The following is a 14017-nucleotide window of genomic DNA, read 5'->3' as shown; positions in this document are numbered from 1 at the left end:
CTGATCGCTCGCGGCACCGTTGCGCCCAATCTCGCTGTCCTGCATCCACGACATTTGAACGACACGCGCCGGCCATCCTCGTCGCTGACGCTTCACCATGCCGGTGAGGAGCGCCCGGTGTCGGCCTGACCGCTCAACGGGCAGGCTCGAGGACGCCCAGCCATGAAACGCAACCGATTCGCCCTCGCAACGGGGCTGTGTTTGGCCGCAGCAACTGTTGCCACCGCCTGGGTGCGCATTGCCGAGGACGATGCAGCGCCCGTCCCTGCGCCTGCCCCCGTAATCTCCGTGCATCTGGTGCGGCCGCTGCACACTCCGCTGCAAGTACACGCGCCAGCTACTGGCAGCGTTGCTGCGTGGGAAGAAGCCAGCATTGGTGCAGAGGCTAACGGGTTGCGCCTTACCGATGTGAAGGTGAATGTCGGCGACACAGTACAACGCGGCCAGCTACTGGCGAGCTTCAATCCTGGCCTGATTGAGGCCGAGCTGGGCGAGGCGGCTGCAGCGGTAGCACTGGCTGCAGCAGAGTCGAGCCAGGCTGCCGCCAACCTGCAGCGGGCTCAAGTGCTGGATGCCTCCGGCGCTATTGCCCGGCAGCAGCTTAATCAGTACCAGGCCACGGCGCTCACTACACGCGCGCGCCTGGATTCAGCGCGGGCGGTAGTGCAGAGGGCCCGCCTACGGCTACTGCAGACTCGGGTACTGGCACCCAGCGACGGGATCATCAGTGCCCGCACAGCCACCGTGGGCGCGGTGGTGCCAGCAGGTCAGGAACTGTTCCGCTTGATCCGGGATGGGCGCCTGGAGTGGCGTGCAGTGGTGGCATCGGAAGATCTGCTCGCCATGCGGCCCGGCCAGACGGTGAACATCAGCATACCGGGAGCCGGATCTCTGGAAGGGCGCGTACGTGCGCTCGGGCCGGTGATTGACGTCGCCACGCGCAGCGGGCTGGTCTACGTGGATCTTCCTGCCGGCGCGCCATTGCGTGCGGGCGCATTCGTGCAGGGATACATCGCGGTCGGCGAGGAGGGCATGTTCACACTTCCCCAAGCTGCGGTGCTGCTCCGCGATGGCTTCAATTACGTAATGCAGGTAGGGCAGGACGGCAGGGTACTCACTCGCCGTGTTGAGGTGGGCCGCCGCAGCGCGGACCGGGTGGAAGTTGTATCAGGCCTTGAACCGTCTGATGCGGTGGTGGCCTCTGGTCTTGGTTTCCTCAATGACGGCGACTTCGTGCGGGTTATCAGCGTACCTGCTTCAGGTAAGGCCTCGCACTCATGAACCTCAACGTGTCTGGCTGGTCGATCCGCAATCCGGTGGCAGTGACGCTGCTGTTCGTTGCGCTTGCGTTGGTCGGTGCCTTCGGCTTTGCGGCGATGAAGGTACAGAATTTCCCGGATATCGACTTTCCCATCATCACCATCACCGCAACGCTACCTGGCGCCTCACCAGCACAACTGGAAAACGACGTTGCACGCAGGATCGAGGATGCTCTGGCCAATCGGCAGGGCATAAAGCACATCAAGACGACGCTGGCCGACAGCGTGGCCACCATCAGCGCTGAGTTCCACATCGGCAAACCAGTACAAGAGGCAATGGATGACGTACGCGACGCGGTGGCCGGTGTCCGCGCGGATCTGCCCGCCGAACTTCGAGACCCGGTTATCCAGAAGGCGGAACTGGCCAGCCAGCCGGTGGTGACCTATGCGCTGAGCTCGACCACATTGGACATGCAGGCGCTGTCCTGGTTCGTGGACAACCAGGTAAGCAAGCGGCTGCTAGGCAAGGCGGGCGTAGGTGCAGTATCGCGCGTTGGCGGCGTGGACCGCGAAATTCGGGTGGCGTTGAGCCCCGGCCGACTGCTGGCGTTGAATGCCACCGCTGCCGATGTTTCCCATCAGTTGCGTCAGCTGCAGCTGGAGGCCTCCGGTGGGCGGGTGGCTCTCGGGCGTGCAGAGATGTCAGTTCGCACTGTCGCCACCGTGGATTCCGCCGAGCGCATCGCCGACATGAATCTCACCCTGACCGACGGCCGCCGCATACGGCTGGGCGAGGTGGCGGAGGTAAGCGATACCGTGGCCGAGCCTCGTACGGCTGCGTTGATGGATGGCCGCCCGGCCGTTTCGTTCAATGTGCTGCGCTCGCGCGGCGCGAGCGAGCTGGAGGTGGCCAGAGCAGCGCAGTCCGTTATTGCCGACCTGCAGGAGAGCTACCCGCAGATTCACTTCGAACAGGCGGTGGACTACGCCGGGCCCGTGGCGGAGAACTACCGCGGCTCGATGATGCTGCTGCTGGAAGGTGCGGTGCTGGCGGTGGTGGTGGTGCTCAGCTTCCTGCGCAACTGGCGTGCGACCTTCATTGCCGCGATTGCCTTGCCACTATCGGCCGTTCCGACGTTCGCGGTGATGCATCTGATGGGCTTCTCGCTCAACACGGTGTCATTGCTGTCGCTGTCACTTGTCGTCGGCGTGCTGGTGGATGATGCGATCGTGGAGATCGAGAACATCGAGCGCCACCTCCTGATGGGCAAGACGCCCCTGCGCGCAGCCGGCGAAGCCGCCAACGAGATCGGCATGGCGGTGATCGCCACCACCCTCACGCTGGTGGCGGTCTTCCTGCCTACCTCGTTGATGGGGGGCGTCGTCGGCCAGTACTTCCTGCAGTTTGGATGGACCGCAGCGGTAGCGGTCCTGTTCTCCCTGCTGGTGGCGCGGATGCTCACCCCGACCATGGCCGCCTTCCTGCTCAGGGCGCCGGCGAAGCGGCACAAGGAGCCGCGCTGGGTACTGCGCTATCTGCAGTGGGTACGAGCCTGCATGCATCGGCCGGTGTTGACCCTGGCCAGTGCGGTGGCGATGGTTGCGCTGGGCATGCTGGTGGCCGCGCAGCTGCCGGGCGAGTTCATGCCGCCAGATGACGGCAACCAGGTACAGATCAGCCTGGCCCTGCCCCCGGGAAGCGCCCTGGCAGACACCCTTGGGCTGGCCGAGAGCGCCCGCGAGATCGCCGTGCGCAGCCCGATGGTGGCCTCGGTGCACACCTCAATAGGCGGGGGGAGCGGCGGCTCCGGAGACCCGGGCGAAACTGCACCCACGGCAAGCGTAGCCACGGCCGTACTCACCGCCAACCTGGTGGCGCGCAGTGAGCGCAATGGCCTTACCCGTTCAATCATCGAAGGGCAGCTACGCACGGAACTGCAGCAACTGGCGGGCGCGCGCGTCAGCGTGGGCAGCGACAGCGAAGGACTGGAACTGGTTCTGAGCGCCGACGACGGCGATCGGTTGGCCGATCATGCGCGCCTCGTTGAGCGGGAACTGCGAGGCATACCCGGCATCGGTGCCGTGGTGTCTTCCGCTGCACTGGTGCGGCCGGAACTGGTGGTGCGTCCCGACTTCGCACGCGCTGCCGACCTGGGAGTCACCTCTCGCGCGATCGCCGATACCCTGCGCGTGGCAACGCTGGGTGACTATGTCCAGGACCTGGCCAAACTGAACCTCAGCGAGCGGCAGGTTCCGGTGCTAGTGAGGCTGGCCGACAGCGGCCGCAACGACCTGGAAACGCTGCGCCGATTGCCTGTCCCCGGGGTCCGCGGTCCGGTGCCCTTGGAGAGCGTGGCGGACCTGGCGCTGCTGTCCGGCCCCGCCGAGCTGACCCGTTACGACCGGCAGAGAAACATCAGCCTGAAAGTCGCGCTCAATGGACTGCCGCTGGGCGATGTGGAACGTGCGGCAATGGCATTGCCGAGCCTGTCGCGGCTGCCGCACGGCATCACGATGGCGCCCGCGGGTGATGCCGAAGCCATGAGCGAACTGCTGGCGGGCTTCGGAATGGCAATGGCTGCCGGGGTAATGTGCGTTTACATGGTGCTGGTACTGCTGCTGAAGGACTTTGCGCAGCCGCTGACGGTACTTGTAGCGCTGTGCCTGTCAATACCAGGAGCGTTCGTGGCGCTGTTGCTGACTGGGCAGAGCCTGTCGATGCCTTCGATGATCGGCTTGATCATGCTGATGGGCATCACCACCAAGAACGCGATCCTGCTGGTGGACTACATCGTGATCGCGCGCCGCGAGTTGGGCATGAATCGCCGCCGCGCAGTGGTGGATGCCTGCCGCAAGCGCGTGCGACCGATCGTGATGACCACCATTGCGATGGGCGCGGGCATGTTGCCGGTGGCGCTGGGCCTTGGGGCTGATCCGAGTTTCCGCGCACCGATGGCGATTGTGGTGATCGGCGGCCTGCTGACATCGACGGTGCTGTGCCTGTTGATCATCCCGGTGGCCTACTGCGCGATGGACGACCTGGTCGGAGGTCTGCGCAGGCGAACGCGTCCTGTCGCCGCTGGTACAGCTGGTTCGTTGGGAGTATCAGCATGATTGTCATGATGATCGTGATGGCCGGAATGTTGATCTACATCTCGGTGTGCATCCTGTATGTCTACCGCTTCCGTGGACAGCAGCGATACCAGGGGTTTTCGCAGTACCTGCGCAAAAGCTGGCCAGTGTTCGCACCGCTCAACTGCCTGCTGTACATGGCCACGGCACGCGAGGCGCGGCAACCGGTACTGAAACCGCATTACATTGAGGGCATCGAGCGGCTGCGCCGCAACTGGCGAAGGATCCGCGACGAAGCAATGGAACTGCATGCGTCCGGCGCGTTCGAAGCGGCGTCGGCACCGGGGTCGGCCGGGCATCATGATCTTGGTTTCCGTACGTTCTACAAGCGCGGCTGGCGCAAGTTCTATCTCAAGTGGTACGCCGATCCACACCGGTCGGCAGAGCGCCTGTGCCCGGCCACGGTGCGGCTGCTGGAGGGCATACCAGGGATTCGTGCCGCGATGTTCTCGGTGCTGCCTGCGGGCGCGGAGCTGAGCATGCATTCCGATCCACTTGCCTGCTCCCTGCGTTATCACCTGGGACTGGATACGCCAGGCACGGCGGACTGCTACATCTGCGTGGACGGCCACTTCATAACCTGGCGCAATGGCGGAGACTTTGTTTTCGACGAGACCTACCCGCACTTCGCACGCAACGACAGCACCACGAATCGGGTGATCCTGATGTGTGATGTGGAGCGTCCGATGAACCTGCTGGGGCGTGCCTTCAACCGCCTCTATGCCAGACTCGCCTGGGCGATGACGGTGCCCAATACACCCGAAGACCGGCAGGGGCCGATCAGCTGGCTGTTCGCCCGTCTGGCGCCCCTCCGCGAGGTCGGGGTGGCGCTCAAGCATCGGCATCGCCTGGTGTATACGCTATTGAAGTACCTGCTCAACGCCAGCCTGCTGCTGCTTCTCTTCGCAGCGATCATTGGCGTGATAGGGTTTCTCTTGAGGCTGTTCGGCCTACTGGGGATGTCATGAACAGGGAATCGCTGTCCATCCTGATAATCGAAGACAACGCGCAGCTTGCGGCGAACCTTTACGATTTCCTGGAAGCCTGCGGACACACCCTGGACGCCGCACCCGACGGTCTTTCTGGCCTGCACCTGGCCTCGTCCAAGGACTATGACGCGATTGTCCTGGACTGGAATCTGCCCTGCCTGGACGGGCTGACCGTGTTGCGGCGCCTGCGCGGCGAGGCAAAGAAACACGTACCGGTGATCATGCTGACCGCCCGCGACCAGGTGGCTGACAAGATTGATGGATTCGAGGCAGGGCTGGACGACTACCTTGTGAAACCGGTGGCGCTACCGGAGATCGAGGTCCGGCTGCGTTCGCTGGTGGCGCGGCGCCGCCATGCCGGCGCCACCGACAACGTGCTGCGGGTGGGCGATCTGGCCTTCGACCTTGGCACCCTGCAGGCGCACCGGGCCGGCAGGAAGATCACCCTGACCCGTACCGGCCGCCGTCTTCTGGAGCTGTTGATGCGCGAGAGCCCGCAGGTGGTAACCCGGGCAAAGCTGGAGCGCGTGGCCTGGGGCGAGGTCGCGCCAGGGACCGATCTTCTGCGCTCACATATGTACGTGTTGCGCCGCGCCCTTGAACAGAATGAAGAAGCACCGTTGCTGCATACCGTAGCCGGGTCGGGCTACAGGTTGAGCCCAGGTGAATAGTCCGCCGCGCCTGCGTGGGGTTCACTGGTGGACCAGCGTTGCTCTGATCCTGCTCGGCCTGCTGGTATTGTTCGCCATCGCAGTACAGAGCTTCAGCGGCCAACTGTTGATGGAAGGTCGCTACTGGGAAGATCTGACCGGCGCGATCTCCGACGACCATGCAGAACGGGTCCGCAGCGGCCACGAAGACGCACTGCCCAGCGAAGGACTGGTGCGCTCCTGGTACCTGCGCGACGGCGTCGTTCCGTCCGGCTTGCCACGCCAGCTGGCCCACCTGCCGCCGGGCATCTACACCTCCGAAGCGTCGCTCTTTGGCGATGCGGTGAACCTGGATAGTGGGGAGACCTACCATGCCGTGGTGGCTGGCCTGCCACATGGCAGGCTGGTAACCGTAGTGAACATCGAGCCGCTTGAGCAGCAGCAGAATCATTACGCGCGCCTCAGCCTGCTTTGGATCCTGTGCTTTGCTGCGGTCATTGGTGGCTTCATCGTCTGGCTGCATGCCAACCTCGTGCGCCCGGTGCGCGACCTCGCTGCCCGCATGCAGGCCATCGATCCCAGCGATGCCAGCGCACGCCTGCCCACAGACTATCCGCGAGAAGAAATACAGGTGATCGCGCAGGCCAGCAATGCCCACCTGGAACGCGTGGCTCAATTCATACAACGTGAGCGCAGCCTGTTGGACCAGGCCAGTCACGAATTCCGCACTCCCATTGCGGTGATTGCCGGGGCGGCTGATGTCCTGCGGCAGCTTCCACTGCCAGCTGCCTCGCAGCCAGCGCTGGCACGCATCGAGTACGCGGTGGAGGACCTGTCTGAAACGATGGTCGCGTTGCTCTACCTGGCCCGTGAGGCCGGACCGGGCGTTGAAGACGCGGAGATAACCGCACTGCATGACTTCCTGCCACGCCTGGTGCTCGATCATGAATACCTGCTTCGCGGCAAGGACGCCCAGCTCCGCCTTGGCGCGCTGGAGCCAACCTTCGTCGCGGCGCCAGAGGCGATGGTGCGCATTGCGGTAAGCAACCTGATCCGCAACGCAATCGAGAACACCGATGTGGGATTCGTAGAGATCGTGCTTTCGCAGGGCAGGGTGGCTGTGATCGATTCGGGCAGTGGCTTCGACCCGGTGGAAGCTGCGCGACGCTACCGGGACAGTCTTCGTCAACCGGCTCCGATGCGGGGCCAGGGACTGGGACTGTTCCTGATTGGGCGCATCTGCGAGCGCTTCCGCTGGACATTGGGAATCGACTCAGGCGCACGCGGTACCCGCGCGACCCTGGATATGTCAGCCAGTGTAGTCGAGGTGCCCTGATCGTACAGCGGCTATTAATGCGCTGAGCTCCACCCACGACATTGTGGCGACATCGCCACTTCATTCTCACCTGGAACCGGCCGCGTGCATTCAGCGCGGCCTCTCCCGCAGCAGCGGGCTCTCTTCCTGGTGAGGTCTGGCGTCCCATGATCAAGTTTCTCTGTCCCGTATTGGCCTGCAGTCTGTCGTTCGCGGCGTTGGCGCAGGAGGGCCCCGGCGGCGGTCCCGATGACCAAGGCCCCCCACGCTGGGGGCTGGGCCTGGCAGCCGTGGTAACAGACAGCCCCTATGCCGGTGAAGGCACCCGCGTGATGCCGATCCCGCTGGTGAGCTACCACGGCGAGCGGTTCTACTTCGAAGGGCTGGGCGCCGGCTGGGTGTTCCTCAAGAACGATTCTTTTGAACTGGCCGCTGTAGCCAAAGGGCGCATGGATGGGTTTGATGTAAAGGACCTGGGCCGCAGCGAGCTGGCACGCAACGGGGTGGACTACCGCTTGCTGGACGATCGCGACATGGGCCTGGACCTGGGTGCCAAGGTCAAGTGGTCCGGCCGTGGCGGCGAACTTGAGGCCGAACTGCTGGCCGATGCCACCGACACCAGCGGCGGTCAGGAGTTCTCGCTGCAGTACGGCTACGGCTTTGATGTGGGCAAGGCCCGGCTCACCCCGAATGCGGGCGTTACGTGGCAGTCCAAGGACATGGCCAACTATTACTACGGCACATTGAAGGAAGAGGTGGCGCGCGGCGTGGTCGACTACAAGCCCGGCGCGGTAACCATCCCGCACGTGGGCGTGAGCTACTTCAGGCCGCTGGGCGAGAAATGGATGCTGATGGGCTTTGCGCAGTACAAATTCCTGCCGGACAAGATCACCGACAGCCCCTTGATCGAACGCGATACCAGCGGGAGTGCAACGCTGTTCATCGGGTTCTCCCGCGGGTTCTGAGCGCCGAGCGTGCCATGCTGGCAGGGGCGTCGCGATGGCATTCGCAAGTCCCCAGCTGTCGGATTCCGGGCCGCGGACTTGGGATGTCTATCGGCCCAGGGCAAACCCGATCTTGGGCGATAGCGGACATTGGCAGGTGAATGGGGCAGGGAAGCAGTCCAGCTCTAGGATCAGGGATGTTTATCGGGGGTAGGGCGAGTGTCCGCTTCTGCCCGGAGGCGGACATCGCCCTTCCGCGTTGGACCACGCCCTAGAACTTCATCCTCACGCCGCCGTTCACCACAAATCCCTCCAGCGGCGCCCATGCATCCACGGTCCACTGGCCATCATCGGCGCGACGAGGCCGCAGCATCCGGTTGTAGTCGGTCTGGCGGACGTTGAGGATGTTTTCCAGGTTGAGGAACAGGCTGATTCTTCCCAGAACAATCTCTCCCAATGCACCCACTTCCAGATACGGCCGGCTGCGCCGACGCCAGGGGTTGTCATCCAGCGCCTGGATGCCGGTGTAGTAGGCTTCGAGCCCCACGCGGCCACGATCATGCTGCTCCCACATGGCAACCAGTCCTGCGCTGTGCCGGGGCGTGAGCGAGACCGGGCGGCGGCCAGCGCCTTCCGCACCGGGTTCGCGCGCGTCGGTGTAGACATAGCTGCCGGTCACCGTGACGTCCTGCCAGCGGTAGCGCAGCAGCAGTTCACTGCCACGCGTGCGGGTGACACCCGCCACATTGATCAGCTGCACACGTTCACCCGGGGCGGTCGCAGACTCCACCAGGCGTACCGCATGGTCGATGTCGGATGCGAACACGCTGAGATTCAATTCCCACGGGCCCTGCACGTAGCCTGCATCGATGGACCCGGTGGTAGCGATCTCCGTGCGAAGGCCACTCAGCGGCTCCAGCCGTGACAGGCCAGCGGCCTCGATCTGCTCGACAAAGGGGGTAGGCGCGTAGAAGCCTCTGCCGATCGAGGCGCGCAGAGTCCACGCATCAGGGCGGAACAACAGTGATACGCGGGGGCTGAAGTGCCCGCCATAGGCACTATGCTGATCCCAGCGCGCACTACCGGACAGCGTGAGGTCATCGCGCAGCGCCTGCTCGGCCTGTACGAACAGGGCGGGCACCGTGTAGCGGTAATCAAACTGCGGGTATCGCGCGGAACGGAACCGGTCCTGCTGCGCGGCAATGCCCGCCAGCCAGCTGGTGGCGCCTGCGCCGGACGCATAGCTCACTTCGGCAAATCCGGTCTGATGGGTGTCGTTGTCCTGCTCAGGGCCATATCCGTGGTCGTGATCGGTGGACATGGCCGATGCGCGCAGCTGCAGGTGGTCGCTCTCGCGCACCGGAACATCGACCACGGCACCCGCGTCAACGCGCTTCGTGCGCTGTGTGAGAGCGAAGGGCTGCCCATCGGGCGCCCGTTGACCGGGCAGCGTCCCGCCCAGCCGACTCTCGCGCATTGCGCCTGCCGTCAGCAGCGCACGCGCTCCATCGTCCGATTCCCAGAACAGACGCGGCCGGACCGTGGCTCGCTCGTAGCCGGGGATGTCAGCCCAGCCGTCTCCGTCCAGGTCCTGGCGGTCCTGGCGATGGTAGCCACCCACCACCGACAGGCCCCAGTGCTCGGCCAGCGGCCCGGCTGCGTAGCCAGTCACGTCCTGGCCGCCGCGGCTGGTGGCATTGAGCAGCATTTCAGCCTCGGCGGTCTCCTTGGGCCGACGCGATATCAGGTTCACCACGCCGCCCAACGCTGCCGGGCCGTACAACGCCGATGCGCTGCCCTTGATGATCTCGACACTGCCCAGGTCCGTCGGGGGAATCTGCAGCAGGCCGATGGACGATGACTGACCGCCGTACAGCGGCAGGCCATCGGCCAGCAGCTGGGTATACCGGCCGCGCATGCCCTGGATGCGGATATTCGACGCCCCCATGCCCGGCGAGGTGTTCTGCACCCGCACGCCCGCCGTCTCGGCCACAAGCATGGAGACGTTGCCCGGCGACATCAGCAGCTTTTCCTCGATCTCCTCCTGCGATACGACATCTACCCGGATCGGTTCGTCGGAAACGCGACGCCCTGACCGGGTGGACTGCACCACCACCGCATCCAGCTCCACGGCGTCATCGTGGTGGTCGTCGTGCGCGGCGGGTGGTTCATGCGCACTTGCCGAGGCAGCGGCGGACAGCAGGGCGGCGCTCAACGCCAGGGCAAGCGGATGGGGAAACAGGGTCATGGGTCGTCAGGGCGGGCAGGCCGCGCGGTGGCGAAGTGGCCCGGTCTTGTAAACCTTGATGCAGCTACAAGGTCAAGCGGCGGCCTTCGGCTGAAGTGCTTCCAGCACCCTGCAATCGGCTACGCGCCCGCCCGGGCAATTGCCGATCATCCGCTGCAGTTCGCCCTGCAGCGCCTGCAGGTCGCGGATCCGGCGCGCGATGTCGGCGATATGCGCCTTCACCACGTCGTCCACCGAGCTGCATTCGTGTTCGCGCTGCTCGCCAAAGGCGATCAGCTCGCGGATCTGCTCGATGGAAAAGCCCAGCTCACGGGCCCGGCGCACGAATGACAGCCGCCGCTGGTCCTGTGCGCTGTAGTAACGGTAATTGCCGTCCGACCGCAGCGGCGGCTGAAGCAGGCCGATCTTTTCGTAATAGCGGATGGTCTCGGCCTTGGTGCCGGTCTGGCGGGCCAACTGGCCGATGGTGAGGTGAGCGGACATGGGCTTGACCTTGTAGGGACTACAGGGTTGATAACGGCTGCCTCACCTCTTTTCAAGCCCAGGCCAGGCCTGGCCGGAGATACCCATGGATCACTGCTGTGGCCACAAGCGCCAGGAACTGGAAGCGCTGGCACTCCACAGTGCGCAACGGCGCGTGCTGGTGGCGGTACTGATCATCAACCTGGCGATGTTCCTCATCGAATTCGGCGCAGGCATCGTGGCGCGCTCCAGCGCGCTGCAGGCCGACGCTGTCGACATGCTGGGCGACGCCATCGTGTACGGCCTGAGCCTGTGGGCGGTGAACCGGGGTGCGCGCTGGGAAGCCGGTGCAGCCCTGGCCAAGGGGGCGCTGATCCTGGGCTTCTTTGTGTTCATCGTGCTGGAGGTCATCGCCAAGCTGGCAAACGGCGTACCCCCTTCCAGCGGCGTGATGCTCGGCTTCGGCGCCATCGCGCTGGCGGCCAATCTGGTGTGCCTGGCGTTGCTGTGGCGGTTCCGCACGCTCAACATCAACATGAAAAGCACCTTTGCGTGCTCGCGCAACGACGTCGCCGCCAATATCGGCGTACTGGTGGCTGCCGGTGGCGTCGCGCTCACCGGTCGTGGCTGGCCGGATATCGTGGTAGGTGTGGTCATCGCGCTGCTGTTCCTGAAGTCCGCGGTTGGCGTCATCAGCGAAGCGTGGCCCGCATGGCGCGCGGCTGCGAAAGCGTGAGGTGAGGCAAGGGGCTCCGGCGGCATGCCGGAGCCCGCGGGACTCACTTTTCCTGCAGGAACGTCAGCAGGTCCTGGTTGACGCGATCCTTGTGCGTGTCGGTCAGGCCATGCGGCGCGCCCGGGTACACGATCAGCCGGGCGTTCCTGATCAGCTTTGCCGACTGGCGGCCGGAGATGTCGATCGGCACGATCTGGTCGTCATCGCCGTGGATGACCAGCGTCGGCACATCGAACTTCTTCAGGTCGGCGCGGAAATCGGTTGCCGAGAACGCAGCGATCGAATCGTAGGTGTTCTTGTGGCCGCCCTGCATGCCCTGCGCCCACCACGCATCGATCAAGCCCTGAGACACCTTCGCGCCCGGGCGGTTGAAGCCGTAGAACGGGCCCGACGGGATGTCCTTGTACAGCTGCGCGCGGTTGTCCATCTGCGCCTTGCGGATGCCGTCGAACACTTCAATCGGCAGGCCGTTGGGGTTGTCGGCGGTCTTCAGCATGAACGGCGGCACCGAGCTGATCAGCACCGCCTTCTTCACCCGGCCGGTGCCATGGCGGCCGATGTAGCGCGCCACTTCGCCGCCACCGGTTGAGAAGCCCACCAACGTCACGTCATGCAGGTCGAGCGTGTTGATCACCGTGGCCAGGTCATCGGCGTAGTGATCCATGTCATTGCCTTCCCACGGCTGGCTGGAGCGTCCGTGGCCACGACGGTCATGCGCAATGACGCGGTAGCCGTGGTTGGCCAGGAAGATCATCTGCGATTCCCAGCTGTCCGAGTTCAGCGGCCAGCCGTGGCTGAAGGTGACGACCGGGCCGTCCTTCGGGCCCCAGTCCTTGTAGTAGAGCTGCACGCCATCGGCGGTGGTGATGTAGCTGGCGGTACGCGCGACGCTGGTGATCGGCGCCGGCTTGGCAGGTTCGGCGGCCTGCGCGGACAGGCCGGCCTGGACCGAGAGGGCGAGGGTGGCAACGGCCAGGGTGCGGGCGAAAGTGTTCATGCGGGAACTCTCATGGGTGGGTGGTGAGGCGTACTTTGCGCCTGCAATCAGGCGCCTGGGTGATGCAATGTCCGGATTTCTTGATAGATCGTCTTGCACGGATGTGCGCACCCGAGACGCTGCCCATCGCGCCTTGACAAGGTAGAACGATCGTTCTACCTTATGGCCATGCACAAGACCGGCACCGACACCGCGCAGAAGATCCTCGCCACCGCCGAGGCGCTGATCTACCAGAACGGAATCCATGCCACCGGCATGGACTTGCTGGTGAAGACCTCCGGCGTAGCACGCAAAAGCATCTACCGGCACTTTGAAAACAAGGACCAGGTAGCCGCGGCGGCATTGAACGCGCGTGACGTGCGCTGGCTGACCTGGTTCCAGCAGGAGTGCGACAAGGCCGACAGCCCGGAAGCGCGCATCCTCGGCATGTTCACCGTGCTCAAGGGCTGGTTCGAGTCCGAGGGCTATCGCGGCTGCGCCTTCATCAATACCGCGGGCGAGGTGGGCGACCCCGACGATCCGATTCGCCACATCGCAAAACACCACAAGCAGAAGCTGCTGGATTACACGCTGGAACTCACCACGCAGCTGGATATCGAGCAGCCGGACGTACTGGCGCGGCAGCTGCTGGTTCTCATGGAAGGCGCCATCACCGTCTCGCGCGTGATGGGCGACAACAACGCCGCAGACACTGCCAGGGATGTTGCAGAAGTGCTGTTGGAGCAGGCCAGGCGCTGACGCCTGAGCCATCAAAACCCGTCGAAGCACCCCGTTCATCCACTTGATTGGAGGCCCCACCGTGTCCACTGAAGCACCCCGTCCGCCGCTGCCGCCGTTCACCCTTGAATCGGCCATCGAGAAGGTTCGTCTTGCCGAGGATGGCTGGAACTCCCGCGATGCCGACAAGGTCGCGCTGGCCTATTCGCTCGACACCCGCTGGCGCAACCGCGCCGAGTTCACCCACGGCCGCGAGGAAGCGCGGCAGTTCCTGGCCCGCAAATGGAAGAAGGAACTCGACTACCGTTTGATCAAGGAACTGTGGGCCTTCAGCGGCAACCGAATTGCCGTGCGCTACGCCTATGAATGGCACGACGACTCCGGCAACTGGTTCCGTTCCTATGGAAACGAGAACTGGGAATTCGGAGCGGATGGGTTGATGGAGCATCGGTTCTCGAGCATCAACGACATGCCGATCAAGGAGAGCGAGCGCAAGTTCCATTGGCCGCTGGGGCGTCGCCCGGATGATCACCCGGGGCTGTCTGACCTGGGCATGTGAGCACGGCCG

At 64.4% G+C, this 14017-nt stretch carries 12 protein-coding genes; 9 read left to right on the top strand and 3 right to left on the bottom strand.

Annotated elements, in window-relative coordinates; all coding sequences use genetic code 11:
* Positions 1-162: 162 nt before the first annotated feature.
* The 6 genes from QRO93_RS01570 to QRO93_RS01545 all read left to right on the top strand — a co-directional run bounded on the left by QRO93_RS01570 (position 163) and on the right by QRO93_RS01545 (position 8310).
* Positions 163-1281 carry an efflux RND transporter periplasmic adaptor subunit gene (locus QRO93_RS01570; RefSeq protein WP_180878404.1) on the top strand — a complete coding sequence of 373 codons (1119 nt, stop codon included), beginning with the start codon at positions 163-165 and terminating at the stop codon, positions 1279-1281.
* Entirely contained in the window at positions 1278-4373 is a 3096-nt protein-coding gene (locus tag QRO93_RS01565; RefSeq protein ID WP_285303920.1) for an efflux RND transporter permease subunit, read from the top strand. Before QRO93_RS01570 ends, QRO93_RS01565 begins: the two co-directional genes overlap by 4 nt.
* Entirely contained in the window at positions 4370-5359 is a 990-nt protein-coding gene (locus QRO93_RS01560) for an aspartyl/asparaginyl beta-hydroxylase domain-containing protein (RefSeq protein ID WP_180878403.1), read from the top strand. Before QRO93_RS01565 ends, QRO93_RS01560 begins: the two co-directional genes overlap by 4 nt.
* A gap of 11 nt (positions 5360-5370) precedes the next feature.
* Complete coding sequence (locus QRO93_RS01555; protein ID WP_285303929.1) at positions 5371-6051, top strand: response regulator transcription factor; 681 nt, start codon at positions 5371-5373, stop codon at positions 6049-6051.
* Positions 6044-7366: a HAMP domain-containing sensor histidine kinase gene (locus QRO93_RS01550; RefSeq protein ID WP_164085752.1), complete on the top strand. Its 1323-nt coding sequence runs from the start codon at positions 6044-6046 to the stop codon at positions 7364-7366. The genes QRO93_RS01555 and QRO93_RS01550 overlap by 8 nt, the downstream gene beginning before the upstream one ends.
* A 146-nt stretch (positions 7367-7512) precedes the next feature.
* Positions 7513-8310, top strand: coding sequence for a MipA/OmpV family protein (locus QRO93_RS01545; protein WP_180878401.1), 798 nt, complete (start codon positions 7513-7515; stop codon positions 8308-8310).
* A 250-nt stretch (positions 8311-8560) separates the two neighbouring features.
* Here the strand turns inward: QRO93_RS01545 and QRO93_RS01540 are convergent, their stop codons facing one another.
* Positions 8561-10537 (bottom strand): TonB-dependent siderophore receptor, encoded by a 1977-nt coding sequence (locus QRO93_RS01540; protein ID WP_180878400.1) that lies wholly within the window; start codon positions 10535-10537, stop codon positions 8561-8563.
* Positions 10538-10609: 72 nt separating this feature from the next.
* A complete protein-coding gene (locus QRO93_RS01535) occupies positions 10610-11020 on the bottom strand; it encodes a helix-turn-helix domain-containing protein (RefSeq protein WP_180878399.1) in 411 nt (136 codons plus the stop codon).
* A gap of 85 nt (positions 11021-11105) precedes the next feature.
* Here QRO93_RS01535 and QRO93_RS01530 point away from each other — a divergent pair, with 85 nt between their 5' ends.
* Positions 11106-11735: a cation transporter gene (locus QRO93_RS01530; RefSeq protein ID WP_180878398.1), complete on the top strand. Its 630-nt coding sequence runs from the start codon at positions 11106-11108 to the stop codon at positions 11733-11735.
* Between the two features lie 43 nt (positions 11736-11778).
* Here the strand turns inward: QRO93_RS01530 and QRO93_RS01525 are convergent, their stop codons facing one another.
* Positions 11779-12732, bottom strand: coding sequence for an alpha/beta fold hydrolase (locus QRO93_RS01525; RefSeq protein ID WP_180878397.1), 954 nt, complete (start codon positions 12730-12732; stop codon positions 11779-11781).
* A gap of 168 nt (positions 12733-12900) precedes the next feature.
* Here QRO93_RS01525 and QRO93_RS01520 point away from each other — a divergent pair, with 168 nt between their 5' ends.
* Together QRO93_RS01520 and QRO93_RS01515 are read left to right on the top strand one after the other, a co-directional pair.
* Entirely contained in the window at positions 12901-13470 is a 570-nt protein-coding gene (locus QRO93_RS01520; RefSeq protein WP_180878443.1) for a TetR/AcrR family transcriptional regulator, read from the top strand.
* Positions 13471-13531: 61 nt separating this feature from the next.
* Positions 13532-14008 carry a nuclear transport factor 2 family protein gene (locus QRO93_RS01515; protein ID WP_049458548.1) on the top strand — a complete coding sequence of 159 codons (477 nt, stop codon included), beginning with the start codon at positions 13532-13534 and terminating at the stop codon, positions 14006-14008.
* The last annotated feature ends 9 nt before the right edge of the window (positions 14009-14017 follow it).

The sequence above is a fragment of the Stenotrophomonas maltophilia group sp. Smal17 genome (genome assembly GCF_030237045.1).
In the GTDB taxonomy this organism is placed as follows: domain Bacteria; phylum Pseudomonadota; class Gammaproteobacteria; order Xanthomonadales; family Xanthomonadaceae; genus Stenotrophomonas; species Stenotrophomonas forensis.
This window is presented reverse-complemented; position numbering and strand designations above follow the sequence as displayed.

Coding starts and splice junctions, on each gene's coding strand:
- QRO93_RS01530 (WP_180878398.1), top strand. CDS start 11,106: ATGGATCACTGCTGTGGCCACAAGCGCCAGGAACTGGAAGCGCTGGCA.
- QRO93_RS01535 (WP_180878399.1), bottom strand. CDS start 11,020: ATGTCCGCTCACCTCACCATCGGCCAGTTGGCCCGCCAGACCGGCACC.
- QRO93_RS01545 (WP_180878401.1), top strand. CDS start 7,513: ATGATCAAGTTTCTCTGTCCCGTATTGGCCTGCAGTCTGTCGTTCGCG.
- QRO93_RS01520 (WP_180878443.1), top strand. CDS start 12,901: ATGCACAAGACCGGCACCGACACCGCGCAGAAGATCCTCGCCACCGCC.
- QRO93_RS01525 (WP_180878397.1), bottom strand. CDS start 12,732: ATGAACACTTTCGCCCGCACCCTGGCCGTTGCCACCCTCGCCCTCTCG.
- QRO93_RS01565 (WP_285303920.1), top strand. CDS start 1,278: ATGAACCTCAACGTGTCTGGCTGGTCGATCCGCAATCCGGTGGCAGTG.
- QRO93_RS01540 (WP_180878400.1), bottom strand. CDS start 10,537: ATGACCCTGTTTCCCCATCCGCTTGCCCTGGCGTTGAGCGCCGCCCTG.
- QRO93_RS01570 (WP_180878404.1), top strand. CDS start 163: ATGAAACGCAACCGATTCGCCCTCGCAACGGGGCTGTGTTTGGCCGCA.
- QRO93_RS01560 (WP_180878403.1), top strand. CDS start 4,370: ATGATTGTCATGATGATCGTGATGGCCGGAATGTTGATCTACATCTCG.